The sequence below is a fragment of the Arthrobacter citreus genome (assembly GCF_038405225.1).
In the GTDB taxonomy this organism is placed as follows: domain Bacteria; phylum Actinomycetota; class Actinomycetes; order Actinomycetales; family Micrococcaceae; genus Arthrobacter_B; species Arthrobacter_B citreus_A.
This window is the reverse complement of the sequence record NZ_CP151657.1, coordinates 2,927,359-2,950,548: the sequence shown is the minus strand read 5'-3', so window position 1 is coordinate 2,950,548 and position 23,190 is coordinate 2,927,359. Positions and strand designations below refer to the sequence as shown.

The 23,190-nt window shown below is 65.3% G+C and carries 26 protein-coding genes and 1 tRNA gene; 17 read left to right on the top strand and 10 right to left on the bottom strand.

From position 1 onward, the window contains the following. Nucleotides 1–8: 8 nt before the first annotated feature. The 5 genes from AAE021_RS13610 to otsA all read right to left on the bottom strand — a co-directional run bounded on the left by AAE021_RS13610 (nucleotide 9) and on the right by otsA (nucleotide 6,776). Nucleotides 9–1,724 carry a glycoside hydrolase family 13 protein gene (locus AAE021_RS13610; RefSeq protein ID WP_342022876.1) on the bottom strand — a complete coding sequence of 572 codons (1,716 nt, stop codon included), beginning with the start codon at nucleotides 1,722–1,724 and terminating at the stop codon, nucleotides 9–11. Nucleotides 1,725–1,846: 122 nt separating this feature from the next. Beyond that, nucleotides 1,847–3,211: a DUF4032 domain-containing protein gene (locus AAE021_RS13605; RefSeq protein WP_342022875.1), complete on the bottom strand. Its 1,365-nt coding sequence runs from the start codon at nucleotides 3,209–3,211 to the stop codon at nucleotides 1,847–1,849. Between the two features lie 104 nt (nucleotides 3,212–3,315). After that, entirely contained in the window at nucleotides 3,316–4,407 is a 1,092-nt protein-coding gene (locus AAE021_RS13600; protein WP_342022874.1) for a sn-glycerol-3-phosphate ABC transporter ATP-binding protein UgpC, read from the bottom strand. Between the two features lie 132 nt (nucleotides 4,408–4,539). Then, nucleotides 4,540–5,316: a trehalose-phosphatase gene (gene otsB / locus AAE021_RS13595; RefSeq protein WP_342022873.1), complete on the bottom strand. Its 777-nt coding sequence runs from the start codon at nucleotides 5,314–5,316 to the stop codon at nucleotides 4,540–4,542. Next, entirely contained in the window at nucleotides 5,313–6,776 is a 1,464-nt protein-coding gene (gene otsA / locus AAE021_RS13590; RefSeq protein WP_342022872.1) for an alpha,alpha-trehalose-phosphate synthase (UDP-forming), read from the bottom strand. The genes otsB and otsA overlap by 4 nt, the downstream gene beginning before the upstream one ends. A 169-nt stretch (nucleotides 6,777–6,945) precedes the next feature. Between otsA and AAE021_RS13585 the strand changes: the two genes are divergently transcribed. Together AAE021_RS13585 and AAE021_RS13580 are read left to right on the top strand one after the other, a co-directional pair. Beyond that, a complete protein-coding gene (locus tag AAE021_RS13585; protein ID WP_342022871.1) occupies nucleotides 6,946–7,818 on the top strand; it encodes a DsbA family protein in 873 nt (290 codons plus the stop codon). Nucleotides 7,819–7,979: 161 nt separating this feature from the next. Continuing rightward, nucleotides 7,980–8,056, top strand: a tRNA-Thr gene (locus AAE021_RS13580). 70 nt (nucleotides 8,057–8,126) lie between these two features. Here AAE021_RS13580 and AAE021_RS13575 read toward each other — a convergent pair. Further along, nucleotides 8,127–9,107, bottom strand: a complete 981-nt coding sequence (locus tag AAE021_RS13575; RefSeq protein WP_342022870.1) for a DUF5692 family protein — start codon at nucleotides 9,105–9,107, stop codon at nucleotides 8,127–8,129. Between the two features lie 112 nt (nucleotides 9,108–9,219). On the opposite strand from AAE021_RS13575, the gene AAE021_RS13570 reads away from it, so the two are divergent. From AAE021_RS13570 to AAE021_RS13530, 9 genes are all read left to right on the top strand, one after another. Further along, complete coding sequence (locus AAE021_RS13570; protein WP_342022869.1) at nucleotides 9,220–9,846, top strand: TetR-like C-terminal domain-containing protein; 627 nt, start codon at nucleotides 9,220–9,222, stop codon at nucleotides 9,844–9,846. 85 nt (nucleotides 9,847–9,931) lie between these two features. Beyond that, nucleotides 9,932–10,591 carry a nicotinamide riboside transporter PnuC gene (pnuC, locus tag AAE021_RS13565; protein ID WP_342022868.1) on the top strand — a complete coding sequence of 220 codons (660 nt, stop codon included), beginning with the start codon at nucleotides 9,932–9,934 and terminating at the stop codon, nucleotides 10,589–10,591. Next, a complete protein-coding gene (locus AAE021_RS13560) occupies nucleotides 10,588–11,694 on the top strand; it encodes an AAA family ATPase (protein ID WP_342022867.1) in 1,107 nt (368 codons plus the stop codon). Before pnuC ends, AAE021_RS13560 begins: the two co-directional genes overlap by 4 nt. Beyond that, the gene (locus tag AAE021_RS13555; protein WP_342022866.1) at nucleotides 11,694–12,431 is read left to right on the top strand and encodes an NUDIX hydrolase; all 738 of its coding nucleotides are present in this window, start codon (nucleotides 11,694–11,696) and stop codon (nucleotides 12,429–12,431) included. The genes AAE021_RS13560 and AAE021_RS13555 overlap by 1 nt, the downstream gene beginning before the upstream one ends. Before the next feature lie 190 nt (nucleotides 12,432–12,621). After that, entirely contained in the window at nucleotides 12,622–13,107 is a 486-nt protein-coding gene (locus tag AAE021_RS13550; protein ID WP_342022865.1) for a cupin domain-containing protein, read from the top strand. Nucleotides 13,108–13,157: 50 nt separating this feature from the next. After that, nucleotides 13,158–14,156 (top strand): lantibiotic dehydratase C-terminal domain-containing protein, encoded by a 999-nt coding sequence (locus AAE021_RS13545; protein WP_342022864.1) that lies wholly within the window; start codon nucleotides 13,158–13,160, stop codon nucleotides 14,154–14,156. 179 nt (nucleotides 14,157–14,335) lie between these two features. After that, nucleotides 14,336–14,815, top strand: a complete 480-nt coding sequence (locus AAE021_RS13540) for a DUF1801 domain-containing protein (RefSeq protein ID WP_342022863.1) — start codon at nucleotides 14,336–14,338, stop codon at nucleotides 14,813–14,815. After that, nucleotides 14,812–15,252 carry a helix-turn-helix transcriptional regulator gene (locus tag AAE021_RS13535; protein ID WP_342022862.1) on the top strand — a complete coding sequence of 147 codons (441 nt, stop codon included), beginning with the start codon at nucleotides 14,812–14,814 and terminating at the stop codon, nucleotides 15,250–15,252. Before AAE021_RS13540 ends, AAE021_RS13535 begins: the two co-directional genes overlap by 4 nt. Nucleotides 15,253–15,276: 24 nt before the next feature. Beyond that, on the top strand, nucleotides 15,277–15,687 hold the full coding sequence (locus tag AAE021_RS13530; RefSeq protein WP_342022861.1) for a VOC family protein: 411 nt from the start codon (nucleotides 15,277–15,279) through the stop codon (nucleotides 15,685–15,687). Nucleotides 15,688–15,718: 31 nt separating this feature from the next. Here AAE021_RS13530 and AAE021_RS13525 read toward each other — a convergent pair whose 3' ends face one another. Next, nucleotides 15,719–16,927, bottom strand: coding sequence for an ROK family protein (locus tag AAE021_RS13525; protein WP_342022860.1), 1,209 nt, complete (start codon nucleotides 16,925–16,927; stop codon nucleotides 15,719–15,721). A gap of 112 nt (nucleotides 16,928–17,039) precedes the next feature. Between AAE021_RS13525 and gap the strand changes: the two genes are divergently transcribed. Next, nucleotides 17,040–18,047, top strand: coding sequence for a type I glyceraldehyde-3-phosphate dehydrogenase (gene gap / locus AAE021_RS13520; RefSeq protein WP_342022859.1), 1,008 nt, complete (start codon nucleotides 17,040–17,042; stop codon nucleotides 18,045–18,047). A gap of 122 nt (nucleotides 18,048–18,169) precedes the next feature. Then, nucleotides 18,170–18,628 (top strand): hypothetical protein, encoded by a 459-nt coding sequence (locus AAE021_RS13515; protein ID WP_342022858.1) that lies wholly within the window; start codon nucleotides 18,170–18,172, stop codon nucleotides 18,626–18,628. Between the two features lie 16 nt (nucleotides 18,629–18,644). Here the strand turns inward: AAE021_RS13515 and AAE021_RS13510 are convergent, their stop codons facing one another. From AAE021_RS13510 to AAE021_RS13500, 3 genes are all read right to left on the bottom strand, one after another. Beyond that, nucleotides 18,645–19,193 carry a hypothetical protein gene (locus AAE021_RS13510; protein ID WP_342022857.1) on the bottom strand — a complete coding sequence of 183 codons (549 nt, stop codon included), beginning with the start codon at nucleotides 19,191–19,193 and terminating at the stop codon, nucleotides 18,645–18,647. Nucleotides 19,194–19,222: 29 nt separating this feature from the next. Then, nucleotides 19,223–20,521 (bottom strand): LssY C-terminal domain-containing protein, encoded by a 1,299-nt coding sequence (locus AAE021_RS13505; RefSeq protein ID WP_342022856.1) that lies wholly within the window; start codon nucleotides 20,519–20,521, stop codon nucleotides 19,223–19,225. A gap of 82 nt (nucleotides 20,522–20,603) precedes the next feature. Next, nucleotides 20,604–20,960, bottom strand: a complete 357-nt coding sequence (locus AAE021_RS13500; RefSeq protein WP_342022855.1) for a YciI family protein — start codon at nucleotides 20,958–20,960, stop codon at nucleotides 20,604–20,606. A 99-nt stretch (nucleotides 20,961–21,059) separates the two neighbouring features. Between AAE021_RS13500 and AAE021_RS13495 the strand changes: the two genes are divergently transcribed. The 4 genes from AAE021_RS13495 (at nucleotide 21,060) to AAE021_RS13480 (ending at nucleotide 23,181) form a co-directional block, all read left to right on the top strand. Next, nucleotides 21,060–21,287: a hexameric tyrosine-coordinated heme protein gene (locus AAE021_RS13495; RefSeq protein WP_342022854.1), complete on the top strand. Its 228-nt coding sequence runs from the start codon at nucleotides 21,060–21,062 to the stop codon at nucleotides 21,285–21,287. 96 nt (nucleotides 21,288–21,383) lie between these two features. Further along, entirely contained in the window at nucleotides 21,384–22,346 is a 963-nt protein-coding gene (locus AAE021_RS13490) for a patatin-like phospholipase family protein (protein WP_342022853.1), read from the top strand. Between the two features lie 66 nt (nucleotides 22,347–22,412). Next, nucleotides 22,413–22,883 carry a hypothetical protein gene (locus AAE021_RS13485; RefSeq protein ID WP_342022852.1) on the top strand — a complete coding sequence of 157 codons (471 nt, stop codon included), beginning with the start codon at nucleotides 22,413–22,415 and terminating at the stop codon, nucleotides 22,881–22,883. Beyond that, nucleotides 22,876–23,181 carry a transcriptional regulator gene (locus tag AAE021_RS13480; RefSeq protein ID WP_342022851.1) on the top strand — a complete coding sequence of 102 codons (306 nt, stop codon included), beginning with the start codon at nucleotides 22,876–22,878 and terminating at the stop codon, nucleotides 23,179–23,181. Before AAE021_RS13485 ends, AAE021_RS13480 begins: the two co-directional genes overlap by 8 nt. Nucleotides 23,182–23,190: the final 9 nt, after the last annotated feature.

Below are 23,190 nucleotides of genomic sequence, written 5' to 3'. Positions count from 1 at the left end.
AACAACCGTTAGTCCAGCTGCAGCCACACTGTACGGTTGGGCCGCAGCCGGGTGCCTTCCAGTGCCGACGGCGAGCTGGCAGCCAGAACGGGAAGATCCGGCAGCTGCACCGGGTGCTCACCCATGTTCATGGCCACGAGAACGTTGCCGTTGACGAAGGCCACCAGTCCCTCGTCGTCGTGCTCCGGCCACCATGCCAGTGACCCGGCGCCCAACCCCAGCTCACGCCGCACGGAGAGGGCCTTGCGGTACATATTCAGGGACGACCACGGATCCCGCTCTTCAACGTCACGGGAGTAGCGGCCCCAGTAAGCCGGCTGCGGCAGCCAGGAGCGGCCGCCGGAGCTGAAACCGAAGGACGGCTCACCAACCCGCCACGGCAGCGGAACACGGCTTCCATCCCGGCCCACGCGAACTCCGGCGGTCCGGTGGTAGGTGGGATCCTGACGGAATTCGTCGGGCATCATGGTGTGATCCGGCAGGCCAAGCTCTTCACCCTGGTACAGGTAAACGCCGCCGGGCAGGCCGAGCATCAGCATGGTGGCAGCCCGCGCCCGGTCCGCGCCGAGCAGATAGTCGGGCTGGCTGTCCCGGGGGCCGATGCCGTCACCGCTGCGCAGCTTGTTCGATTCAAGCCCGAAACGCGAGACATGGCGGACGACGTCGTGGTTGGACAGTACCCAGGTGGTGGGCGCACCAACGGTGTCGAAGGCCCGCAGGGACGTTTCGATGATGTTTCGCAGCGCCTTGGGTTCCCATGGATGGTTCAGGTAGGCGAAGTTGAACGCCTGCTGCATTTCATCGGAGCGGACCCAGTTGGTGATGCGCTCCACGGGATCGACGTTCGCCTCGGCGCAAAGGACGCGGTCGCCGTCGTACTCATCCAGGAGCTTCCGCCAGGACCGGAAGATATCGTGGATTCCCTCCTGGCCAAACATGGGGGCAGCGGAGCCGGGGAACCCTTCGGTGGAGGCGCCGTCGGCCGTGCCTCCCCAGTCCGGCAGGCCTGACTTCTTGATCAGTGCGTGCGCCACGTCCACCCGGAAGCCGCCCACGCCGCGGTCCAGCCAGAAGCGCAGGATCCGTTCGAATTCTTTCCGCACCGCGGGGTTGTCCCAGTTAAAGTCCGGCTGGGAAGTGTCGAAGAGGTGCAGGTACCACTGTCCCGGGGACCCGTCAGGGTTGGTGATGCGGGTCCACGCCGGGCCGCCGAAGTGGGACTGCCAGTTGTTCGGAGGGTTCTCCCCATGCTCGCCCGTGCCGTCGCGGAAGATGAACATGTCCCGTTCCGGTGATCCGGGTTCCGCCGCCAGCGCCGCCTGGAAAAGGGGATGCTGATCGGAACAGTGGTTGGGGACCAGATCCACGATCACCCGGATGTTGTACTCGGAGGCCCGGGCCACGAGGGCGTCGAAGTCCTCGAGGGTGCCAAAGAGCGGGTCCACGGAGCAGTAGTCGGCAACGTCGTACCCCGCGTCCTTCTGCGGCGACCGGTAGAAGGGAGATAGCCAGACGGCGTCGATGGCCAGTTCGGCCAAAGTCGGAATCTCTTCGGTGATACCGGGAAGATCCCCGATTCCGTCGCCTCTCAGGTCGCGGAAGGACCGGGGATAAATCTGGTAAATGACAGAGGAGCGCCACCATTCCCGATCCGCCGGAGGGAGATGGACGGGGACGGTCTTGAGAGTGGCTCCCAGTGCGTGGGAAACAGTTGGTGTGGTCATGGCTGGGCAGGGACCTCCTAGACTCGCATGACGTTATCTACCAGTGTTAACGCCCCGCCGGCGTCGCCCTTTCCCCGTTTACCGGTGAGATCCCGCACAAGGTGCGGTGAGCCGGACAACCGTCAATTCATTTGGTCCGGTGCGCCGCCGGATTCCAGGATTTTCATGGTCCGGGTGTCTGCGGTGAGCAGGATGGCCGCCTCATCCCGGCGGTGGCGCAGAACCGTGTCCATATACGACTGCACGGCTTCGGCCATGGGAACGTTGCGGTTTTCCTTTTCGGACATGTACCAGCGGTGCTCGAGCACTTCATGCACCACTTCGGCCTGTTCCAGCTTGCTGCCCAGTTCGCGCGGGACTGATTTCACGATTGGCTCGAAGACCTGGGTGACCCACAGGTGTGCGCTGAGCTCCTCGTCGAGGTCCGGGTTATTGTCGGCGCGGTAAGAGTCCAGATCGTTCAGCAGCCGGCGGGCCTGATTCTCCTGGGCATCCAACCCGGTCAGGCGCAGCAGCCGGCGCTGGTGGTGGCCGGCGTCGACCACCTTGGGCTGGAGCTGAACCTGGGTCCCGTCGGCGGTGGTTTTGATGGTGAGTTCGTCGACGTCGAACCCCAGCTCGTTCAGGCGGCGGATGCGGGCATTAACTCGCCAGCGTTCGCCGAGCTCAAAGGACTCCTTCTCCGTCAGCTCGGCCCACAGGTTGCGGTAGCTGTCCATGATCCGCTCGCTCGTGGCCAACGGGTCCACGCTCTCCTCCACCAGGCCGCCTTCGGCAAGGTCCATCAACTCGCCGGCGATGTTGACCCTGGCAATTTCCAGGTCGTATTCGCGCTGGCCGTTGGACAGCTCCGGGTAAAGTTCGCCGGTTTCCGCATCCACCAGATAAGCGGCAAAGGCGCCGGCGTCGCGGCGGAACAAGGTGTTGGACAGCGACACGTCGCCCCAATAGAACCCGGCCAGGTGCAGGCGGACCAGCAGCAGGGCCTGGGCATCGATCAGCCGGGTAAGGGTGACCTCGCGCAGGGTCTGGGAAAAAACGGCGCGGTAGGGCAGCGAAAAGCGCAGGTGCTTGGTCACCAGGACCGGCTGCAGTTCCTCGCCGTTGACGTCGTAGCGGCCGGTGATGACGGCCACCGGAGCAACCGAGGGGACGTTGAGCCGCCGGAGCTTGCGCAGCATGTGATATTCCTGCCGGGCCACATGTTCGCTGGTTTCCTTGATCGCGATCAGCGAGTCGCCCATCCTGGCGAAACGGACCACATGCCGGGATATGCCACGGGGCAGGGCGGCCAGGTTCTCCTTGGGCCAGTCCTCCAGCGGCAGGTGCCAGGGCAGGTCCAAAAGCGCGGGATCCATGGACGCCGCGGTGATGTTCAGGGAGGCGAGGGCCTTTTCCGGAGACGAGACATGAAGCCGCGGCAGTTTGCCCGGCTGGTCCCAGTCAGTCGGTTCGTCTCGCCAGTTTGCGCCTGCAGGTTCGGTCATAAGCACATGCCCTTTGTCGAGCGTTCTTGGTTAAACAGCAACGCGGTGGCCCCCTCAACGAGTCTAGTTCAGTTGAGGGGGCCACCGCATTGAGGCGGAAAGGATCAGGCGTGATCCGCCAGACGCTCACCGTTGCTGGTGTCGAACAGGTGCACGTGGCCAACCTGCGGACGGACAAAGAGCGTGTCACCCTTCATCGGGGGGCGGCGTCCGTCGACGCGGACCACCATGTCCCGGTCCGTCCCGTCGAGGGTGGTGTGTCCGTAGACATAAGCGTCGGCGCCGAGTTCCTCGACGACATCGACCTCCACCTTCAGGCCGGAGCCCGAGGAATCCACGATCTCCAGGTCTTCGGGCCGGACACCGACTGTGACCGTGTTGCCGGCGGCGGCACCGAGGACCGAGCTGGCCACCGGGTACACGGCGCCGCCGAAGGCGACACCGCCGTCCACCACGGGAAGCTCCAGCAGGTTCATGGCGGGGGAGCCAATGAAGCCGGCGACGAAGACGTTGTTCGGGTGGTCGTAGAGGTTCCGCGGGGTGTCGACCTGCTGCAGGATGCCGTCCTTGAGCACGGCCACCCGGTCACCCATGGTCATGGCCTCAACCTGGTCGTGGGTGACGTAAACGGTGGTGACACCCAGACGCCGCGTCAGGGATGCGATCTGCGTGCGCGTCTGCACTCGCAGCTTGGCATCCAGGTTGGACAGGGGCTCATCCATGAGGAAGACCTGGGGGTTACGCACGATGGCCCGGCCCATGGCAACACGCTGCCGCTGGCCGCCGGAGAGTGCCTTCGGCTTGCGGTCCAGGTAATCCTCGAGGTCCAGCAGCTTTGCGGCCTCGCGGACGCGCTCCATCCGCTCTTCCTTGCCGATGCCCGCGATCTTCAGCGCGAAGCCCATGTTGTCAGCAACGGACATGTGCGGGTACAGGGCGTAGTTCTGGAAAACCATGGCAATGTCACGGTCTTTCGGCGGAACGTCGGTGACGTCCCGTTCTCCGATGAGGATGCGGCCGGAGTTGACGTCTTCGAGTCCGGCCAGCATGCGCAGGGAGGTGGATTTTCCGCAGCCCGAGGGGCCCACGAGAACCAGGAATTCGCCGTCGGCGATCTCCAGGCTGAGGTTGTCGACTGCCGGGCGATCGGTGCCCGGGTACAGGCGCGTGGCCTGGTCAAACGTTACCGTTGCCATGATATTTCTCCTTCACGGGCAGGTACGTGCCCGACGATCCGTTGTGAAGTGCTTATTGAGTTAAGGAACAGGTGGCAGCGGTTGTGGCCGCGGTCACAGGGTCAGTATGCCATATCCGCCGGGCGGCGCCGCTTAATGCCGGTCCCGCCGTAATACAAGCAGTGTCTGAAGGACCTCGGTGAACGCTTCCGGTGAATCCACCCGGTAGGAAGCCCGCGTCTCGCCGGGGCCGATCTTCACGCCCAGATCACCGGGGAGCAGCGCCGCAAAACCGTTCTCGTCGGTGACGTCGTCGCCGGCGAAGAGCACCGCCGCCGCACCGGTGAGCGTGCGCAGCGTCCGGATGCCTTCGCCCTTGTTGGTGTGGACCACGGATGTCTCGAGGACGCGCTTGCCGTCAGTAATCTGCACCCCGTCAATGGCGCTGAGCCTGGCGCGGGCGGCTTCGGTGGCCGCCGCGGCAATGTCATCGGCGGCACTGCGGGTATGGAGCACGACGCCGGCGGGCTTGGCTTCCAGCCACGTGCCGGGATGGGATGCGGCGACTTCCTCCACTGCTGCCCGGGCCCGGGCCAGCAGCTGTGCCTGTTCCGGAGTCAGCTGCAGGGGTTGGGCGTTGGGGCCGGTCCAGGCCTCGGCGCCGTGGCTGCCGATCAGCAGGGTCTCCGGCTCGGGGGTGGCGGCCCGGCGAAGGCTGTCCAGGGCGCGGCCGGAAATCATCGCTGTGAAGGTGTCCGGCAGGGCCGCCAGGTCCCGGACCGCGGCGGCGGAACCCGGCAGCGGCCGCGCGTCGTCGGCGTGTTCCACCAGGGGAGCCAGCACGCCGTCGAAATCCAGGGCCACCAGCAGCGTCTGTGCCGCAGCCAACTGCTCCAGCGCCTGGGCCAGGTCCGCGGGAAGTCCGCTCATTTTCCGTTCTCCGTCTCCGACTGCTGCAGGGCACTGAGGAAGTTCTTGGACCAGCGCTCGACGTCGTTCTGCAGGACCTGGCGGCGCATCAGGCGCATGCGCCGCTGCGCCTCGCGGTCCGGCATGTTGATGGCATCCAGCACGGCGCTCTTGAGGCCGTCAATGTCGTGCGGGTTCACCAGGACGGCCTGCCGCAGCTGGTCCGCAGCGCCGGCAAATTCGCTCAGCACCAGTGCTCCGGTGTTGTTGGTGCGGGCGGCGACATATTCCTTGGCCACCAGGTTCATGCCGTCGCGCAGGGCGGTCACCAGCATGACGTCGGCGGCGAGGTAAAGGGCCACCATTTCCTCCACCGGATAGCTGTGGTGCAGGTAGCGGATGGCTGTGCTGCCCATGGTGTCGTAGGTGCCGTTGATCCGGCCCACGGTGCCTTCCACCTCTTCGCGCAGCAGCCGGTACTGCTCCACGCGCTCGCGGCTGGGGCTGGCGACCTGGATCAGCGAGGCGTCCTCCACCGTGAGCTTGCCGTCTTCAAGGAGTTCGCCGTAAGCCTTGAGCCGGTGGCTGATGCCCTTGGTGTAATCCAGCCGGTCCACGCCCAGGAGCACCGTTTTCGGGTCGCCGAGTTCGCGGCGGATCTGGCGGGAGCGCTCGATGATGTCCTCGCGCTTGGCCAGTTCCGTGATCTGGTCCACGTCGATGGAGATGGGGAAGGACTCGGCCCGGGACACGTAGGACACGCCGTCGTCGTTAGTGACGTGCACCTGCTGCTGGCGGACCGTGTGCCCGGCGAAGCGGCGGACGCAGCGCAGGAAGTTGCTGGCGTCGGAGGGACGCTGGAAGCCAATGAGGTCCGCGCCGAGCAGACCCTCGATGATGTTGCGGCGCCATGGCAGCTGGGCGAAGATTTCCAGCGGCGGGAAGGGAATGTGGTTGAAGAAGCCGATTTTCAGGTCCGGCCGGTCCTTGCGCAGCATCTGCGGAACCAGCTGCAGCTGGTAATCCTGCACCCATACGGTGGCGCCCTTCGCAGCCATGGTGGCGGCGGCGTCGGCAAAGCGGCGGTTGACGGTGCGGTAGGAATCCCACCAGGTACGGTGGAATTCAGGCGGTGCAATGACGTCGTGGTACAGCGGCCAGAGGGTCGCGTTGGAGAATCCCTCGTAGTACAGCTCCACCTCGGATGCGCTCAGCGGCACCGGCAGCAGGTGCATGTTGTCGTGGTCGAATTCCTTGAGCTCCTCGTCCGGAGCCCCATGCCAGCCCACCCATGCGCCGTCGGCCTTGGCCATGACCGGGGCCAGGGCGGTCACCAGTCCGCCGGGGGAGCGGCGCCAGCTTTCACCGTCATCGGTGTTCACCCGGTCAACCGGCAGCCGGTTGGAAACTACGATGAAATCGAAATCGCCATACCCGTCCGTGGCATTTGTTTCTGCAGGATCAGCGGCAGCAGCGTTCACGATATGCACCCCTTGGTTGGCTTTTGTATTTATGCCACTCTATCCAAGGCCTGAAACTTTGTGTCCGCTACGGGCGTTGGAAGTAAGGGCAGCATGGCTTGGTGGCCTAAACTGTTGCCTGCCGGCCGCCTGCCCAATCGGGCAGGCGTGAGAGAAAACATGAGGAACTATGACTGAGCGGAACCCCAAGCCCAGCAAGGCCGATCGTACGGCCGCTGCGCGTGAACAGGCACGCGCCCTGCGTGAAGCACAGAAGAAAAAGGAGCGGCGCAACAAGCTCCTGGTGCGCTGGGGTGTGGTCGTTGCCGTGGTGGCCATCATCGTGGTTGTGGCGCTCATCGTGATTAACTCCATGCGCGGAGGCAACGGGGCTGATGCCCAGACCGGCCCGGCGCCCGCCAATGCGAACGAATACGGCGGCATCACGCTGACTTCCACAACCGAGCTGGAGTCCACTGAGCCGTTCGACGTCGATGTTGCTTCGCTGCCGGAGGCTCCGACGGAGGCCAAGGAGGATGCTCCGGTTCCTCCGGGCATCGCGCCCGCAGCCGACGGTGAGCCGGTTCCTGTTGTGGTCTACGTGGACGTGAACTGCGTGCACTGTGCCGACTTCGAGGAGACCTACGAGGAGAAGATCGGGTCCTGGCTGGATGCCGGCGACATCACCTACGAGTACCGCACGGTGGCATTCCTGGACCGCGGGTCACCCACCAACTACTCCTCGCGCGGCGCCAACGCCGCCGCCTGTGTTGCCGACAGCAACCCGGAGTCGTACTGGGACTTCATGACCGCCATCTTCGGCAACTATGAAAACGGCGAGCTCAAGAACGCGGAACTGGCTGACATGGCCGAGTCCGTGGGCGCCGGCGACGCAGCCGACTGCATTCAGAACGACGGTTTCCGTGCCTTCGTGAACTACACGGACCGTCTGGCCCGCGTGGACTACATCAGCGGAACGCCCACGGTGTACGTCAACGGCGCCGAGACCAACGCCAATGACTTCGAAACTGCCGTTCAGACGGCGCTCGACGCCAACAAGTAGGTTTTGAGCTTCACCCGCAGCGCCCGTTTCGCGTGAAACCTGTTTGGGTTTCGCGGGAACGGGCGCTCTGGGTTAACCTTGACTAGCGCAGTCACCGTGTTTTGTTTTTTGAAACAAGGCTCAAGGCACGACGACGGCGCGCAGCCGGCTTGGCCGGTACCGCCCCCTTAGCTCAGCTGGCCAGAGCACCTGTCTTGTAAACAGGGGGTCGCCGGTTCGAATCCGGCAGGGGGCTCCACGAAAAACCCTCCTGATCAGGCGAAACGCCCGATCAGGAGGGTTTTTTATTGCGCTGGGAACCGGCGGGGTCAGACGGTGACCGGCCGGCCCGCTCCCGGGGACCCAGCGGACCCGGGCAGGGCGGGATCGCCGGGAAGGTTCGCGCCGCGTACCTCCTGGTACTGGGGCAGGTGGGTGTACAGCTCGTCGCGCAGCGGGTTGCGGTGCCGCTTGACGATGGTGAACACCTGGTAGACCGCGACCGCGATGTTGGCAGCCAGTGAGATGGCCGACACGACAAACAGTGCGGTGGGGTTGTGGGAGGACTCGACGGCGAACGGTGACGTGCTCACGAATGTGGGGACCGCCATCGTGAACATCATCCACAGCGCCAGGGTGTGGGCGCGGTGCTGCAGCCATGCGCCCTTCTTGAGGAAGAACGCGGGGATGGTGCAGGAGATGAGGAGCGCCGCACCGGCGTAGAACGAGTGGTCGCCGACGCAGTTGTAGACGTAGGCGAAGTTCCACAGGTCGTACGCGATGATCCAGAACCACATCATGTCAGGCCAGATCATGTCCTTCGACTTGTCGCGCGACACGATGATGCCCGTCCAGCCGCAGATGGTGAGCAGGTTCAGGATGCCGGCAATGGCGTTCATGTAGTTCCACGGGCCGCCGACCATAAACACGCCGTCGTGCATGCCCTGCAGGCCCGCCACCTCGAAGTCGCGGATGACAGCCTCGGCGATGTTGATCGCCAGGATCAGTGCGGGGAACATCAGCATCCAGCGGTTCTTCGCCAGGCGCGGCACGTAGCGAATGAGCATGAAGCCCAGGCACCCGAGGAGCGCCGAGTACACCTTCACCCAGTGAAACCACGTGCCGGTGGACGACCCTTCTCCGGCCGTCGTGGGCCACACGAACACGGTCAGGAGGAGCGGCAGCGCCACGAAGAAGGCCAGGCCGGCCCACTTCCAGCGCCGCGTCACTTCGTTAAGCGCAATAAGGGCAACCAGGACGACGCCGAACATCGCCCAGGAATACCAGGGAATCGATTCGAACAAGAACATCTAGGGACCTCTCCTTAGCAGCCCGGTGTCATTAATGCCTTCGGATTAAAGGTAAAAACGCCCGCGCCACGGGTCATTAGACAGGTGGTGCGATGTGTCCAAAAGTGCCCCGGTGCTACCGTCAGGCATGACCGATGAGGGCTCTGAAGCGCAGCGTCATGCCGGTGCACGAGAGGCGCTGGCGGCCGCGCTCAGTGTCCGGCTGCGCTCCGAGCCGCTGGACAAGGTGACGGTTACGGAACTGGCGCGGGACTGCGGACTGACGCGCCAGGCGTTCTACTACCACTTCCCCGACGTGCGGCACCTTGCCGCGTACGTGTTCGAGACCGAGGTCGCCGGTCAGGTCCGCGCCTCCGCGGCTGAGGAGGGATGGGCCGACGGACTGGTGCGGCTGATGCTGTACATGCGAGGGAACCGCTCCTCGACACTGGGGGTGCTCAACGGGGTGGGCCAGCCCGGGCTCGAGCGTTTCCTGTTTCGGCAGATGCGGCCCATCACTGAGGCTGTCATGGACCAGGACGGCGGCGGGCCGGTGCGCCCGCAGGACCGCGTCCTGGTCATCGACTTCTATACGTCGGCTGTGCTCGCCGTCGTGCTGCGGTGGGTCGGGAATGGCATGCTGGAACACCCCTACCGTGTGGTCGGCGATTTGGAGATCATGCTGCATGGCGCCGTGCGGGAGTCGGTGCGCCGGCTCGATGAACGTGCCGCGCCGCAGGACGTGAACCGGCGGCGGTGAGCTGCCCTCAGTTGAGGGCTGGTTATTTTCATCACACTGCTCTAGGGTACTTATTGTCAGAGTGACAATAAATCAGGAGAGCGACATGAACGCGGTACTGGACTGGATGAACTCCCCGGCGGCAACCCTGCTCGGAGCGCCCGTCAGCTGGATTGAAATCATCGGGTTCGTCACCGGCGCGGCCTGCGTTTACGGCGTCGCCCGGCAAAAGTCATGGAACTGGCCGGTGGGCATCGTGAACAACGTTGCGTTTATGGTGCTGTTCTTCGGCGCCGGGCTGTACGGGGAGACACTGCTCCAGATGGTGTTCGCCGCGGTGTCCGTGTACGGCTGGTACAACTGGGTCCGGGGAGCCAGAGGCACGGCCGGCACTGGCGACCTCCCCATCCGCGACGGCAGCACAACAGAAGTTGCCTGCGGGCTCGGCGCAGTGGTGCTGGCCACTGTGGGAGTTGCCATGATCCTCACGCACGGTACCGATTCCCAGGTTCCGTGGCCGGACGCCTTTGTCCTGGCCGCTTCACTCCTGGCAACGTATTGGCAGGCCCGAAAGATCTTCCAGCACTGGTACGTATGGATTGTGATTGACCTGGTCAGCATCCCGCTCTATTTCTCCCGCGGGCTCAACCTCACCGCCATCCTGTATATCGGCTTCACGGTCCTCTGCGTTTACGGCCTGGTCGGCTGGACCCGGTCCCGGTCCGCAGGCACCCACAGCGGCGAACCACAGAAGGTGCCGGCATGAGCCGCTTCGGGCAGGGAGTGATCATTGGAAAGTTCTATCCGCCGCATGCCGGCCACCGGCACCTCATAACCAAGGCCTCGGAGCAGTCCGTCCGGCTCGCAGTGGTAGTCCTTGGCAGCCGCTTTGAGAGCATCGACCTTGACGACCGGGTGAAATGGCTGGCCGCCGAGTTCGACGGAACCAACGTCACGGTCATCGGGATGCCGGACGACTGTCCCGTGGATTACTCCTCCCGGGCCATCTGGAAGGCGCATAACGAGGTGCTGCGGATGGCCCTCAAGCTGAAGGGGATTACGGCGGTTGATGCGGTCTTCAGCTCCGAGGACTACGGCAGCCAGCTTGCCGAAGATTTCGGGGCCGTCCATGTCATGGTCGACCGGGACCGCACAGCCAATCCGGTCAGCGGCACGCTGTGCCGGGATGACCTCAGCGCAGCCTGGCCCAGTATCATCGGCCCTGCACGGCAGGACCTGGCAGTGCGGATCATCGTGGTGGGCGCGCAGTCCACCGGCACCACCACTCTCGCCTCCGACCTGACCCGGCACTACCGGAGCCGGTATCCGGGGCTTGCCGACGTGCCGGAATACGGCCGCCAGTTCACCTATGACAAGTTCGCGGAGCTGCGGGCCGAAAACCCCGGCGCCGGCCTGGCCGACATGGTCTGGACCGCCGGAGATTTCGCCATCATCGGTGAACGGCAGAACCGGATGGAGAACGAGGCGGCAGACCGGTGCCCCCTGGTTATTGCGGACACCGATGTCATCACCACCGCGCTCTTTGAACGGGTCTACATCGGCGAGCACAGCTACGGTTCCTTTTTGGCCGTGAACCGTATCCCGCGCCGCGATCTCTACCTCATCACGGACCACGACGGCGTGCCGTTCGAAGACGACGGCTGGCGCGAGGCTGACCATCCGCGGGAAGAGATGACCGAATGGTTCCAGGAAGAGCTCACGGCGGCCGGAGCCTCCTGGATCCTTGTTTCCGGCAGTCCGGCGCAGCGCCTGTCCACGGCAACTGAGATCATTGACCTGATCATTGCCCGGCGGAACACCTTCGCCTCCCCGCCCTGGGCCACCCGGACGGTACTGGCAGGAAGCTGATGGCCACAGAAGAAGAACGGTTCCTCACCGACTACGTTCCCCGCGAATATCCGTCCGTTGCCTTGGCTGTGGACCTGGTGGTCTTCGCTGTCACCGCAGGCACCCTGCATGCCGTTTTCGTCCGCCGTGGGGCCCACCCTTTCAAGGGTTCCCTGGCCCTGCCCGGCGGTTTCGTCTTACCGGAAGAAGACGCCCTGACCGCGGCATGGCGCGAGCTGGAGGAAGAGGCCGGGCTGGATCTGGGGGCACACCGGGCGCACGTTGAGCAGCTGGCCACCTACACGTCGCCCCAGCGGGACCCCCGGATGCGGGTGGCGTCCGTTGCCCATCTGGCCCTGCTCGCCACCGACGGCCGGGCCCTTCCGGACCTGGCGACGGGGAGCGACGCCGCGGCTGCGGAATGGCTGCCTGTGTACGACGTTCTTGCCAACGCGGACCTGGCGTTTGACCATCGGGACATCCTCGGCGCCGGATTGGACCGGCTGGCCGGCAAGATCGAGTACACGCTCACGGCCTCGCGCCTCCTGCCGGAAGAATTCACCCTGAACCAGCTCCGCCGCGTTTATCAGGCGGTCTGGAACACCGCCAGGCTCGACGCCGGTAACTTCACCCGCAAAATGACTGGGGCCCTGCAGGACACAGGCCGGAAAGTCACACGGGGAAAAGGTGCTCCGGCTGCGGTGTTCACGGTCAGGGATGAGTACCTGAGCCCGCCGTTGATCCGGCCAGCCGGGTGACTTTCGGACCGGCCGGCAAATGACAGCGAATAAGTGCTGACGATACGGCTTTTTTCAGTACACTGAGCCCACGTCCCCGCGGGTTGGCTGCAGCGGCCTGCGGGAGTTCCTGGGATCTGCGTCCGGCCCTGCAGGAGCCTGGCCCGGATCAGGCTGACCTCCACCCAACTACTCCTCAAAGGAAGCCGCCATGGAGAACCCGCTCAGCCCGGAGATTATTGTTGGTTCGCTGCCCAAAGGCATCACGCTTGCCAGCGAAGCCATGGGAAACAAGGTGTGGAATGTTCTGGGCCACACCTATGAGTCGAAAGTGGAGAGCCCCACCAGTTTCGCCTGGCTCTCTCATGACCCCCAAGCCACCGGAGTTCCTCCGCACATCCACCCCCTGCAGGATGAACACATTTATGTCCTTGAAGGCGTCTACACGCTCTACCTGGACGGGGAGTGGACAACCGCAGGCCCGGGCGACACGGTCCGGCTGCCGATGGGCCTTGCGCATGCCTACTTCAACAGGTCTGAAGCACCAGCCAAGTCGCTGTTCTGGGTCAGCCCCTCCGGGCGCTTGTCACAGTTGTTCGACCAGCTGCACAATCTCACGGATCCGGATGAGGTCGTCCGGCTTTCGGCCTTGCACGACGTCAATTTCCTGCCCCCGGGAACTGTGCCCGGGGCATAACGCAGCGGGTGGAACACGGATCCGGGCGGGCGCTCAGATGAGGGGGAAACATGAGCAAAACTGCGCTTAACGGACCTGGCCGGGCCGGGGCGGGGATCCCACCTGTTCCGCAGCAGGCTGAGACGACCCTGCTGTGGATCCTGGCCATTGCCCCGGAGACGATAAAGTCCACGGACGAGGTGGTTAGCCACATCATTGCCCCGCTCAGCGCCCAGGCACGGATTTGGGGTGCTGCCAGATTTGGCTTTGCACGGGGACTGGATGAGAGCAACCCGCAGGTGCAGCTGTACCTGGTGGCCTCCGCCGACGTTGTTGACCATGTGTGGAAGTTTGCCCACGCGCTGGCGGAAGAATGCAGCCCGCATGTGGGCACCGTGCAGATCTCCCAGTCGCAGCCCATCATTATCCCGCCGCCCCGCGGTGAGCCGGTGCCAGCTGCACTGGAAGCGATGCTGGCCCGCTACGGCGGGGTTGAAGGGATCCACCTGATGGGAGAGGTTGCCGAGCTGGGGTCGGAGCTCACCATTTGGGCGGTCAACCGCTTCCCCACCGGCAGCATGCGTTCAGCATTGGGAGCGCTCCTTCTCTTCGACACTTGCCACAGCATGATGCGAGGAGCCCGGTCCTCCGTATGGGCCGACCGCAGGACGGTTAGCTGGGACTTTTACTGGGACCACTATTTGGGCGGCTGTGTTGAGTCCGTCGGCCTGAACGTCGAGCAGTCGCGCAGGAAACTGACGGACCGGGTGTCCCCGCAGATTGCCGGCGCGCACCGGATCATGGTGGCTCTCGCATCAGAACCATCAGTTGAGAGCTGGCGCAAGCGCTGGGTGCACGGCATCGATACCTACCTGTACCGTGCCGACAGGGCCCGCATCAGCCGCAGCGCGCAGCAGCTGGCCATGACGCAGAGCCGGCAGCTGCTCAACCGTCTTGGTGTCACCCTGTGGGATGAGGCAGCGCTCAGCCTGTATGCCCGTGCGTGGAGCAAGGACCTTGAAGAAACTCCGGCAGCTAAGCGGGCCGGCCGCCCGGCCCGGCGTCCCTGATCCCGCCGCCGGCGCAGGACCCGCCCCAGCGGCGTACGGGCAGGCGGCCACGCTTCTGCGCTTTGTCCCGGGTCGTTCCCGGTCGTTCCCGGATCGGTCAGGAATCAAGAAGCGCCGGACCTGTTGCTCGCCGTAGCGTGGAGGCACACTTACGGAAGCGGGGCAGAAGGAGCAAAGTCATGGCGAACCGGCAAGGGGCTGGAACTGAACCAAAAGAAGTCCGGGATGACGGATTCTCGGCGGAGGAACGCGCGGCCATGAAGGAGCGTGCGGCCGAGCTCAAGACATCGGGACGGGGGAGGAACGCGGACAAAGCCGCCGCCGACCTGGAAGCAGTGCTGTCGAAAATTGCCGACATGCCGGCGTCGGACCGTGCGCTGGCAGAGCGCATTCACGCCCTCGTCACCACCGCGGCCCCGGAACTGTTGCCCAAGCTCTGGTACGGCCAGCCAGCCTACGCCCGGGCCGGGAAAGTTGTCTGCTTCTTCCGCAGCGGCGGGATGGACAAGGGACGCTACTCGGTCTTTGGTTTCAACGAGGAAGCGCAGCTGGATGAGCCCGGCGGCGTATGGCCGGTCTCCTACGCCCTAACCGCTGCATTGACGGAGGCAGGAGAAGCGGCACTCCGGGCGCGCGTGGAACAGGCCGTGGGGATATGACGACGACGGCGGTGCGGACAGGCAGCCAGCCCCGGCGGCTGGAGGACCTGGCAAGGCTGCGGCGGGTGCGGGACCGGATTGACCGGGAGTATGCCAAACCCCTGGATGTCGAGGCGCTCGCCCGCGGCGAATTCATGTCCGCCGGGCATCTCAGCCGCCTGTTCCGCAGCGCCTATGGAGAGTCGCCGTACTCCTACCTGATGACCCGGCGGATGGAACGGGCCATGACACTGCTCCGCAGGGGAAACCTCAGCGTCACCGAGGTTTGCTTCGCGGTTGGCTGTTCGTCCCTGGGGACCTTCAGCACACGGTTCACCGAATTGGTGGGTTTGCCGCCGTCCCTATACCGGCAGCAGGCACGGAACGCACTGGCCGGGATGCCGCTCTGCGTCACCAGGGCCGTGACACGACCGATAAGGAACCGAGAAGGCGGCTGATACAGCCGCAGTAAGGAGAGCAGCATGGACATCACCATCAACTGTGCCTTTCTACCGCACACCGACCCCGATGCCTCGCTGGCGTTCTACCGGGACGTGCTCGGATTCGAGGTGCGCAACGATGTTGGGTACGACGGGATGCGCTGGATCACGGTGGGACCGCCGGATCAGCCCGGCACCTCGATTGTCCTGCAGCCGCCCGCCGCCGACCCCGGAATCACCGAGGGGGAGCGCCGTGCCATTGAGGAAATGATGGCCAAGGGCGTTTATGCCGGGATGATGCTGGCGACGGCTGATCTGGATGCCGCCTTTGCCCGGGTTGAAGCCGGGGGAGCGGAAGTTGTCCAAGAACCCATGGACCAGGACTGGGGAATGCGCGACTGCGCGTTCCGGGATCCGGCGGGCAATCTGCTCCGTCTCCAAGAGATGCGCTGAGCAGGCCAGGATCGCTGTGGCAGGCCAGGATCTACCCCGGCCGGCGGACCTCCGGCACCAGCTCCAGCATGTGCGCCTCCACGTAGTCCAGGGCCAGGCGCACGGCGCCGGTGGGCACCAGCATCTTGCCCATGTCCGAGACGGCAAGCCGGGGCGGCTCGCTCACATACCGGGCCAGCTCCTCGGTCATCACCGGCAGCAGTGCGGTAGCTGACGCGGCCACGGCGCCGCCGATGACGATCAGCCGTGGATCGAAGAACGAGGACACCAGTGCCAGGACCCGGGCCATACGCCGGGCAATGCGGTCCAGGATTTCCTCAGCCACCGGGTCGCCGGCCTCTGCGGCCTCAAAAACAAGCCGTGCGGAAGCGCGGTTGGTGGCCGGACCCACCAAGGCGCGGATGCCGCCGTCGTGCCCGTCCTTCAAAGCCGCGCTGCCCCACAATCGGGCCAGCTTGGCGATACCGTCCTCATTGCCAACCCCGGCCACCAGCTCAAGCGCACCCATCGCACCGGTCCCGCCGGAGGCGCCGTGCAGGAGCCGCCCCGATTCGATAATGCCGCTGCCCAGGCGCTCGCCGGCCAGGATCACGGCCAGGTTCTTCTCGCCGGCACCCACCCCGCGCCAGCGCTCGGCCAAAGCGGCGAGCTTGGCGTCGTTCTCCACCAGCAGGGGCCAGCCGCGGCCTTCGCCAAATTCCTTCCGCAGGCCCAGATCGAACATCGGCGCCACCTCCTGCCCGGGGGCGACGGCGCCGTCGCCGGTTACCTGGGCGGCGATGCCCATGCCCACGCACAGCACGGCAGCGGAGGTGATACCGGCGTCGGCCAGTGCCTGGTCAACGGCGGCTGCGAGGACCCGGCGCCGCTGCTCCGGTGCTCCGCCGTGCCGGGGGAACCGGGCCTCGGACCCGCCGACGACGGCGCCGGACAAGTCGGAGACCAGGACGCGGACGGTGGCAATGCCGACGTCGAGCCCCAGGACGTGCCCGGCCCCGGCATTAAATTCGAAGCGGCGGGCCGGCCGGCCCTTCTGTCCGCCAATTCGCGGAGACTCGCGTTCGCGGGCCCAACCCCGGGAAATCAGGTCATCGCACACCGCAATGACGGTGGCCCGTGTCAGCCCGGTGGCGGAAATCAGGTCGGTGCCGGTGGCCGAGGGTACGGTGCGGAGAACCTCGAGCACTGCGCGCAGGTTGGTGCGGCGCAGGAGCTGCGGGGTACTGGTGGAGGCATCCATGGCTGGCCCTTTGGCGTGGTGACTTTGACGTGTGGCGGCGATAACAGCATAATTATAGGAGGTAATAAATTTAGTCTCTAAATTTAATCTTATCGAGCCTGAGGAGGCCCTCATGACGGTACGCGTCGGTATTAACGGTTTTGGTCGCATTGGCCGCAACTTCCTGCGAGCAGCTCTGGAGCACGGCGAAGGCTTCGAGGTTGTCGCGGTTAACGACCTGGGCGATCCCGCACAGCTGGCTCACCTGCTCAAGTACGACTCCGTCGCCGGCCGCCTGGGCGAAAAGGTCTCCGTCGAAGACGGCAACCTCAGTGTTGGGGGAAAGACCATCAAGGTGCTCGCCGAGCGCGATCCGGCCAACCTGCCGTGGGGCGAGCTGGACGTTGACATCGTCATCGAATCCACCGGCTTCTTCACCAAGGCTGACGATGCCCGCAAGCACATCACCGCCGGGGCCAAGAAGGTCCTGATCTCCGCACCCGCCAAGGGCGACGCCTTCACCGTGGTGATGGGCGTGAACGACGGCGACTACGATCCCGCGAACCACGACATCATCTCCAACGCTTCCTGCACCACCAACTGCCTGGGCCCGCTGGCCAAGGTCCTGAACGACGCCTTCGGCATCGAAAAGGGCCTGATGACCACGGTGCACGCCTACACGGCGGACCAGAACCTGCAGGACGGCCCGCACAGCGACCTGCGCCGTGCCCGTGCCGCTGCCCTGAACATGGTGCCGACCTCCACCGGTGCCGCTGCGGCCATCGGTCTGGTCCTGCCGGAGCTGAAGGGCAAGCTGGACGGCTTCGCCATCCGCGTTCCCGTCCCCACCGGTTCCGTCACCGACCTCACGGTCACGCTGGAAAAGGAAGCCACGGTCGAGGAAATCAACGCCGCCTACGCCAAGGCTGCTCAGGACCCGCGCTGGGCCGGCATCCTCACCTACACCGAGGATCCGATTGTGTCCTCCGACATCGTGGGCGACCCGTCCTCCTGCATCTTCGACTCCGGCCTGACCCGCGTCATGGGCAACCAGGTCAAGATTGTTGGCTGGTACGACAACGAGTGGGGCTACTCCAACCGCCTGGTGGACCTCACCGGCCTGGTTGCGTCCAAGCTCTAAGGCACGGCTCCCGTCCCGGCGGGAGATGAAACAGAACACTGCACGACGGCGCCGCGCCGGACCGCTTCCACGGTCCGGGCGGCGCCGTCTTGCGTTCACGGAAACCGTGGCACGATAAAGCCATGACCTCCACCCCTGCCATTCAGCCACGCAAAGCCGCCACCCGGCCGGCGGCCTATTTCCTGCTGGTGGCCGCGGCGGCCCTGGGGCTGTGGTTTGCGTGGCTGGGCTGGGACACAACCTACGACGTTGATCCCGTGACCGGCAGCCTGAGCGGACCGTACTCTTGGTGGCAGGTGGCAGGATTTGTGCTCTCGGCCGGGCTTTTGGTGTTTGCCGCGCGGCGTTTCCTGCCGGCGCCGGCGAACGTTGCGGCTACGAGCTTGGGTGTTGCCGGCGGATTCGCGCTGAGCGCCAGGGCAGACGATTCAGGACTCGCCGCAATCGGCGTGGTGCTGATCCTGATCGGTTCGGCCGCCGGAGCGGCGCTTCTTCTGGTTATGGCGAGGCTCATCTTCGGCCGGCGTGTGGAGCGGAACCGGCAGCCGCAGCAGATCAGTACCGGTAAGGTGCACCCCTGATCGCCGGGCTTTGAAGCTAAAGGGCAGCGAATCCGGCGGCGGCGCAGATGGCTCCGGTGGCGAGCAGGAGTGCGCTGGCGGACAGCCCGCACCAGAAGCTGCGCGCAGCGGCCCCGCCCGGCACCAGTGCGGCCGTCACCGCCACTGCGGTAAGGACGACTCCGGCAACGGCGAAAACCGGCTGCATGAACACCCAGGCCAGCGGGATGAAGTGGACGCCAACCACCGCGAGGATCAGCGGCGCAACGAGGTCGCTGCGCTTCCTGCGCGTGGCCGCAATGACCAGGGCGATCATCGCGGCGACCTCCAGCCAGAACACTGCGACGTACCAGGCAAAGGCGGTTCCGCCGAACACGATCGCAGTTGGTCCGGCCCAGTGGCGGATCGCCGCGGGGATGGTGACGGCCGCCAAAGCCGCACCCCCGAGGCCCAGGGCAGCGAGCAGGACGCGCCAGGCCCAGTGCCGCGGCGGGCGCTCCTGCGCCCACCCGGCCCACATGAACGCGGCCACTCCGAAAATCGCACCGGTCATCAGCAGGTCCCGCGGAAATTCGGTAATGATCATCTGCAAGCCGCCCCTTTGTCTCCGCCACCCTAGCCGACGGCGTCCCGGACACGCTTGCGCTTCCGCCTGCGGCTGCTGCGCCGCTGGTGCGAGAACTCCCGGGCCCGGCCGCTGGACAAGGCCAGAATAAGCAGGACATCCAGTGAATAGCCGGCCAGATTGGTCCGCAGGGGAACATCCGGGCCGCTGCTGACAACGGAAACTATCTGAAGGACAACAGCGACGGCGCTGAGGCTCATCGCGGCTAGGCGCGCCGTGTTGATTCCCTGAAGAATGAGCACTGCCATGCAGGCGTCCAGGCAGGCGAAGATGACCAGAAGGACTCCAACCGTCTGAGTGGCGCTGCCCAGATCGACGGCAGCCGGATCCGGCAGGATATTCCGCCAGGGTCCGTTGTCTTTGGCCAGTAAGGCTGCCGCAACCGCCAGTGCGGCAAGTGCCCGCAGGAACACCAGAACGGCGCCGACGACGACGGGGCCGGGCCGCCGGTGCTTTGGGCCGGAACTCCCGGCGGGGGACGGTGGGACGCTGGACCGCAAGGATGTGTGGCCCATGTTGACGATTGGAAGGTCTCCGTCAGTTTCGAATGAGTCCCCGCCGCCGTTGCGAGAGTGATATCCGGTAGAGAACCCTTTAATGACCTGCACCGGCAGGTCCGCGGAGGACTTCCTCAGGGACCAAACGACGTAGTCCCGTTCGGCATCAATGTCTGCGCCGATCCGGTGCGTGACCTGGAGCGTGAAGAAGGACACCCCGACGGACCGGTCATACGCTGCTGCAGCAACCCAGTCCACGGAAATCCCGCCGGGCAGGAGCCATCCGTCCGGGCAGCGCCAGAAGCGCAGGTGGTGCCTTCGGCGGGGGTTTCCGTCAATTTCCTGCTGGTAGGCAAAGTCCTGCTGGCGGCCGAACAGGAACAGCGGGCTGACCGGAGCTGCCGCATAGCTGCGGTGCAGGACGCTGGCCATGATGATGCGGCGGCTGCTCGACGGGGTGACCGGGTCCGCCGCCGTCCAGCCGGCGCGCTCGAGCGCGCCGCGCAGCTGTTCCTCCTGCCCGCGGAACGCCAGGTTCACCGGGTCACCGAAGAGCCCGTCGCTGGTCCGGGTTCGTCCCATGAAGTAGTCGGGAATGTAGATGCGGGTCAGGATCCGGTGGATTCTTGGCAGCACCAGATACGCGAGTACGGCCCAGAATATGACCAGCACCCAGAGGTGCCGCGGCTGAAGGCTCTCATCCAGGAGCATGACGGCGAACCAGCCCGCCGCGATCCCGCTAAAGAGAAAGAAGGCCCAGTCGACGGCGGTCTCGGGGGAGACTGCAGTCACAGCGGTGCTCCTCGTGGCACCCGGTGACTGAGTCATACGCCCACGCTCAGGGCCCTGGGTTTCCACGTCAAGCCTGTAACCCCTAGCTGGTGTCGTGGCGCGCAACCCGGCGGATCTCGACGGGCGAGGTGGAGGCGAGCAAGCCGCAGGCCTCGGCCAGCCCATCGGGGTCCCCGGTCTCCACCAGGTAGTAGCCGGTGAGCTGCTCGGCCGCATCGGTGGGCGGGCCGTCGCTGATGACAGTGCGGCCGGCTACTCGGCGAACGGTCCTGGCTGTCCGGGACGGGGCCAGCTCCGCGCCTCCTTTCAGCACCTGCCCGCCCTCCTCCAGCAGTCGGGCGAACTCGCGGTGCTGGTTGTAAACCGCATCCCGCTCGTCCTCGCGCAGGCGCTCCCAGGCTGCTTCGTCGTCGGGCAGCAGAACCAGATACTCATCCATCATGGGCTCCTTGTTGCAGAGGTCCGACCCTTGTTCCCCTTTCCGGTGCCGTCCACAATGAGGTGGGAGGCCAGGCCGAACGTTGATAGGACACACACCATGGAACTCGTTCCCAGCAACTCCCTCAAGTGCACAAGCCCCGAGGACGGCCGGCGGCTGGCCATCAGCCTGGCCCTGCAGACATCCCTTGCCATCCAGCCCGACGAGCACGTCCAGGCCATCATCCGCGATGCCTATACCAACAACCCGGACGGACTGATCGCAGCCTCACAAGTGGTGGCCATCGAATTTGCCACGATAGCCGCTGCCAATAATTACTGGCGCTGAAAGGCCCCCGGCCCGGACCGGCCTTGACCCCCAACACCGGCCCGGGCAGGGTTAACCGGACGTTGGGACCACCCCTCCTTTCCCTCAGGAGCCACCATGCTGCGCATCCTCTCCATCGACGGCGGCGGAGTCCGCGGCATCATTCCGATCATGTGGCTGACCCATCTGGAGAAACGGTCCGGCCGGCGGACATCGGAACTCTTTGACCTGATTGTCGGCACGTCCGTGGGAGGCATGATCGCGCTGGCACTGACCTGCCCGCGCGACGGCGGTTCGCCCTACAGCGCGAAAGAAGTGCGGAACCTGAACTTCGCCAGTGCGAAATCGATTTTCCCCAGGGAGCACGCCAAGCGGGATTTGTCGGTCATTCCGCCCGGCGGATCCATGTATCCGGCGCAGCCCCTGCAGCACTTCCTCGAAGAGGTCCTCGGTGACGCGAAGCTGTCCCAAGCCACCGTTCCCGTGGCCGTCACCACCTGCGACCTGGCCAACACGCAGGCACTGCACTTTGCCGGCGGGGGACTGGACCAGTCCCAGCTTGGCGATGCACCCATGGCGCTCGCGGCCCGGGCCACGGGGTCCCTTCCGCGGTTCTTCCCAGCCGTGACCTACACCGATCCGGGCGGACATACACGGGAGCTGGTGGACGGCGGTTTGGCCGCCGATGACCCGGCCCTGGTGGCCTACACTCTCGGCCTTTCGCTTCCGCGGGACGACGACGGCGTATTGCTGGTTTCGCTGGGCACCGGCACCTCCGGCACCGCGATCGGCCTGCTGCTGAACGCCGAGCAGACCCGGAACACCGCCGACCTCCAGGCGCTGGAGCAGGACTTCGCCATGGTCTTTGGCGGGCCGGGGCAACTGATGAGGGAAGGCCTGCGGCGGATACTGGACACCAACTACGTGCGGATCCAGGCACGCCTGCTGCCGGGCACCAACCATGCCTCCAATGACGCCGGAGCCAAGAATATCCTGGCCCTGCTGGCCAGCGCGGAAAAGATGACACTGGATACTTCCGCCGAGCTGCACCGGCTGGCAGACGTGCTGCAGGGAAAATAACTTCCGACCCGAAGCCACCGTGTAAGTCTCTTGCCTCCATGGAAAGTGACCCATAGACTTGCCGTTATGGAAAACGACTTTCAGGGCCGCCCCTCCGCCGATGAGGCAGCTGCCCGGCTGAATGAACTGTCCGGGGACCGCCGCGCCTTGGCCGGCAGCACACGCCTCCCGCGGGTGCTGCTGGCTGGTTACGGCGGAGTCGCGGCATGGTGGGTGGCCGGCGCGGCGACAGCCAGCCCCGGGGAGAACTACCAGCCGCCGACCTCGGGGTGGTTGGCGCTGGTGGCCGTGCTGGTCATCGCCCATCTTCTGAACCGGGAAACCGGCATCCGCTTCAAGAGCATGGGGCCCGGGGCTGCCATGGCCATGGGAGGAATACTGCTGGTCTGCCTGGCGCTGTTCTCCGTTTCGCTTGGCTTGGTGGCGCTGGGCGCGGGGTGGGCCGTGGCCTTCACGAGCCTGGCAGCCTTCGGCGCCGTCAGCTGGCTCGCCTCGGTGGCCTACCGCTCGGCACTGGACCGGCTGCTCCATGCCTGAGGCGCAGTTCAACGACCTGATCCATGCCCCCAGCAGGCTGCGGATCTGCGGCTTACTGCGGGCCGTGGACTCGATGGATTTTTCCGTCCTCCGCGACGGGCTGGGACTATCGGACGCCGCCCTGTCCAAACACCTGAAGACCCTGGCGGATGCAGGTTTCATCCGGTTGTCCAAGGCCGCCTCGGAGACCCGGCGGGACGCCAGACGGCTGACTTGGGTGGGACTCACCCCAGCCGGGAGGCAAGCCTTTGACGCGCATGTCCGCGCACTGCAGCAGATCGCCGCCGCGGCCGGCTGAGAGCACGGC

Excerpts from the sequence above, each read along its gene's own strand:
- AAE021_RS13610 (WP_342022876.1), bottom strand. The coding sequence starts at position 1,724 with ATGACCACACCAACTGTTTCCCACGCACTGGGAGCCACTCTCAAGACC.
- AAE021_RS13605 (WP_342022875.1), bottom strand. The coding sequence starts at position 3,211 with ATGACCGAACCTGCAGGCGCAAACTGGCGAGACGAACCGACTGACTGG.
- AAE021_RS13600 (WP_342022874.1), bottom strand. The coding sequence starts at position 4,407 with ATGGCAACGGTAACGTTTGACCAGGCCACGCGCCTGTACCCGGGCACC.
- otsB (WP_342022873.1), bottom strand. The coding sequence starts at position 5,316 with ATGAGCGGACTTCCCGCGGACCTGGCCCAGGCGCTGGAGCAGTTGGCT.
- AAE021_RS13585 (WP_342022871.1), top strand. The coding sequence starts at position 6,946 with ATGACTGAGCGGAACCCCAAGCCCAGCAAGGCCGATCGTACGGCCGCT.
- AAE021_RS13575 (WP_342022870.1), bottom strand. The coding sequence starts at position 9,107 with ATGTTCTTGTTCGAATCGATTCCCTGGTATTCCTGGGCGATGTTCGGC.
- pnuC (WP_342022868.1), top strand. The coding sequence starts at position 9,932 with ATGAACGCGGTACTGGACTGGATGAACTCCCCGGCGGCAACCCTGCTC.
- AAE021_RS13560 (WP_342022867.1), top strand. The coding sequence starts at position 10,588 with ATGAGCCGCTTCGGGCAGGGAGTGATCATTGGAAAGTTCTATCCGCCG.
- AAE021_RS13555 (WP_342022866.1), top strand. The coding sequence starts at position 11,694 with ATGGCCACAGAAGAAGAACGGTTCCTCACCGACTACGTTCCCCGCGAA.
- AAE021_RS13550 (WP_342022865.1), top strand. The coding sequence starts at position 12,622 with ATGGAGAACCCGCTCAGCCCGGAGATTATTGTTGGTTCGCTGCCCAAA.
- AAE021_RS13545 (WP_342022864.1), top strand. The coding sequence starts at position 13,158 with ATGAGCAAAACTGCGCTTAACGGACCTGGCCGGGCCGGGGCGGGGATC.
- AAE021_RS13540 (WP_342022863.1), top strand. The coding sequence starts at position 14,336 with ATGGCGAACCGGCAAGGGGCTGGAACTGAACCAAAAGAAGTCCGGGAT.
- AAE021_RS13535 (WP_342022862.1), top strand. The coding sequence starts at position 14,812 with ATGACGACGACGGCGGTGCGGACAGGCAGCCAGCCCCGGCGGCTGGAG.
- AAE021_RS13530 (WP_342022861.1), top strand. The coding sequence starts at position 15,277 with ATGGACATCACCATCAACTGTGCCTTTCTACCGCACACCGACCCCGAT.
- AAE021_RS13525 (WP_342022860.1), bottom strand. The coding sequence starts at position 16,927 with ATGGATGCCTCCACCAGTACCCCGCAGCTCCTGCGCCGCACCAACCTG.
- gap (WP_342022859.1), top strand. The coding sequence starts at position 17,040 with ATGACGGTACGCGTCGGTATTAACGGTTTTGGTCGCATTGGCCGCAAC.
- AAE021_RS13515 (WP_342022858.1), top strand. The coding sequence starts at position 18,170 with ATGACCTCCACCCCTGCCATTCAGCCACGCAAAGCCGCCACCCGGCCG.
- AAE021_RS13510 (WP_342022857.1), bottom strand. The coding sequence starts at position 19,193 with ATGATCATTACCGAATTTCCGCGGGACCTGCTGATGACCGGTGCGATT.
- AAE021_RS13500 (WP_342022855.1), bottom strand. The coding sequence starts at position 20,960 with ATGGATGAGTATCTGGTTCTGCTGCCCGACGACGAAGCAGCCTGGGAG.
- AAE021_RS13495 (WP_342022854.1), top strand. The coding sequence starts at position 21,060 with ATGGAACTCGTTCCCAGCAACTCCCTCAAGTGCACAAGCCCCGAGGAC.
- AAE021_RS13490 (WP_342022853.1), top strand. The coding sequence starts at position 21,384 with ATGCTGCGCATCCTCTCCATCGACGGCGGCGGAGTCCGCGGCATCATT.
- AAE021_RS13485 (WP_342022852.1), top strand. The coding sequence starts at position 22,413 with ATGGAAAACGACTTTCAGGGCCGCCCCTCCGCCGATGAGGCAGCTGCC.
- AAE021_RS13480 (WP_342022851.1), top strand. The coding sequence starts at position 22,876 with ATGCCTGAGGCGCAGTTCAACGACCTGATCCATGCCCCCAGCAGGCTG.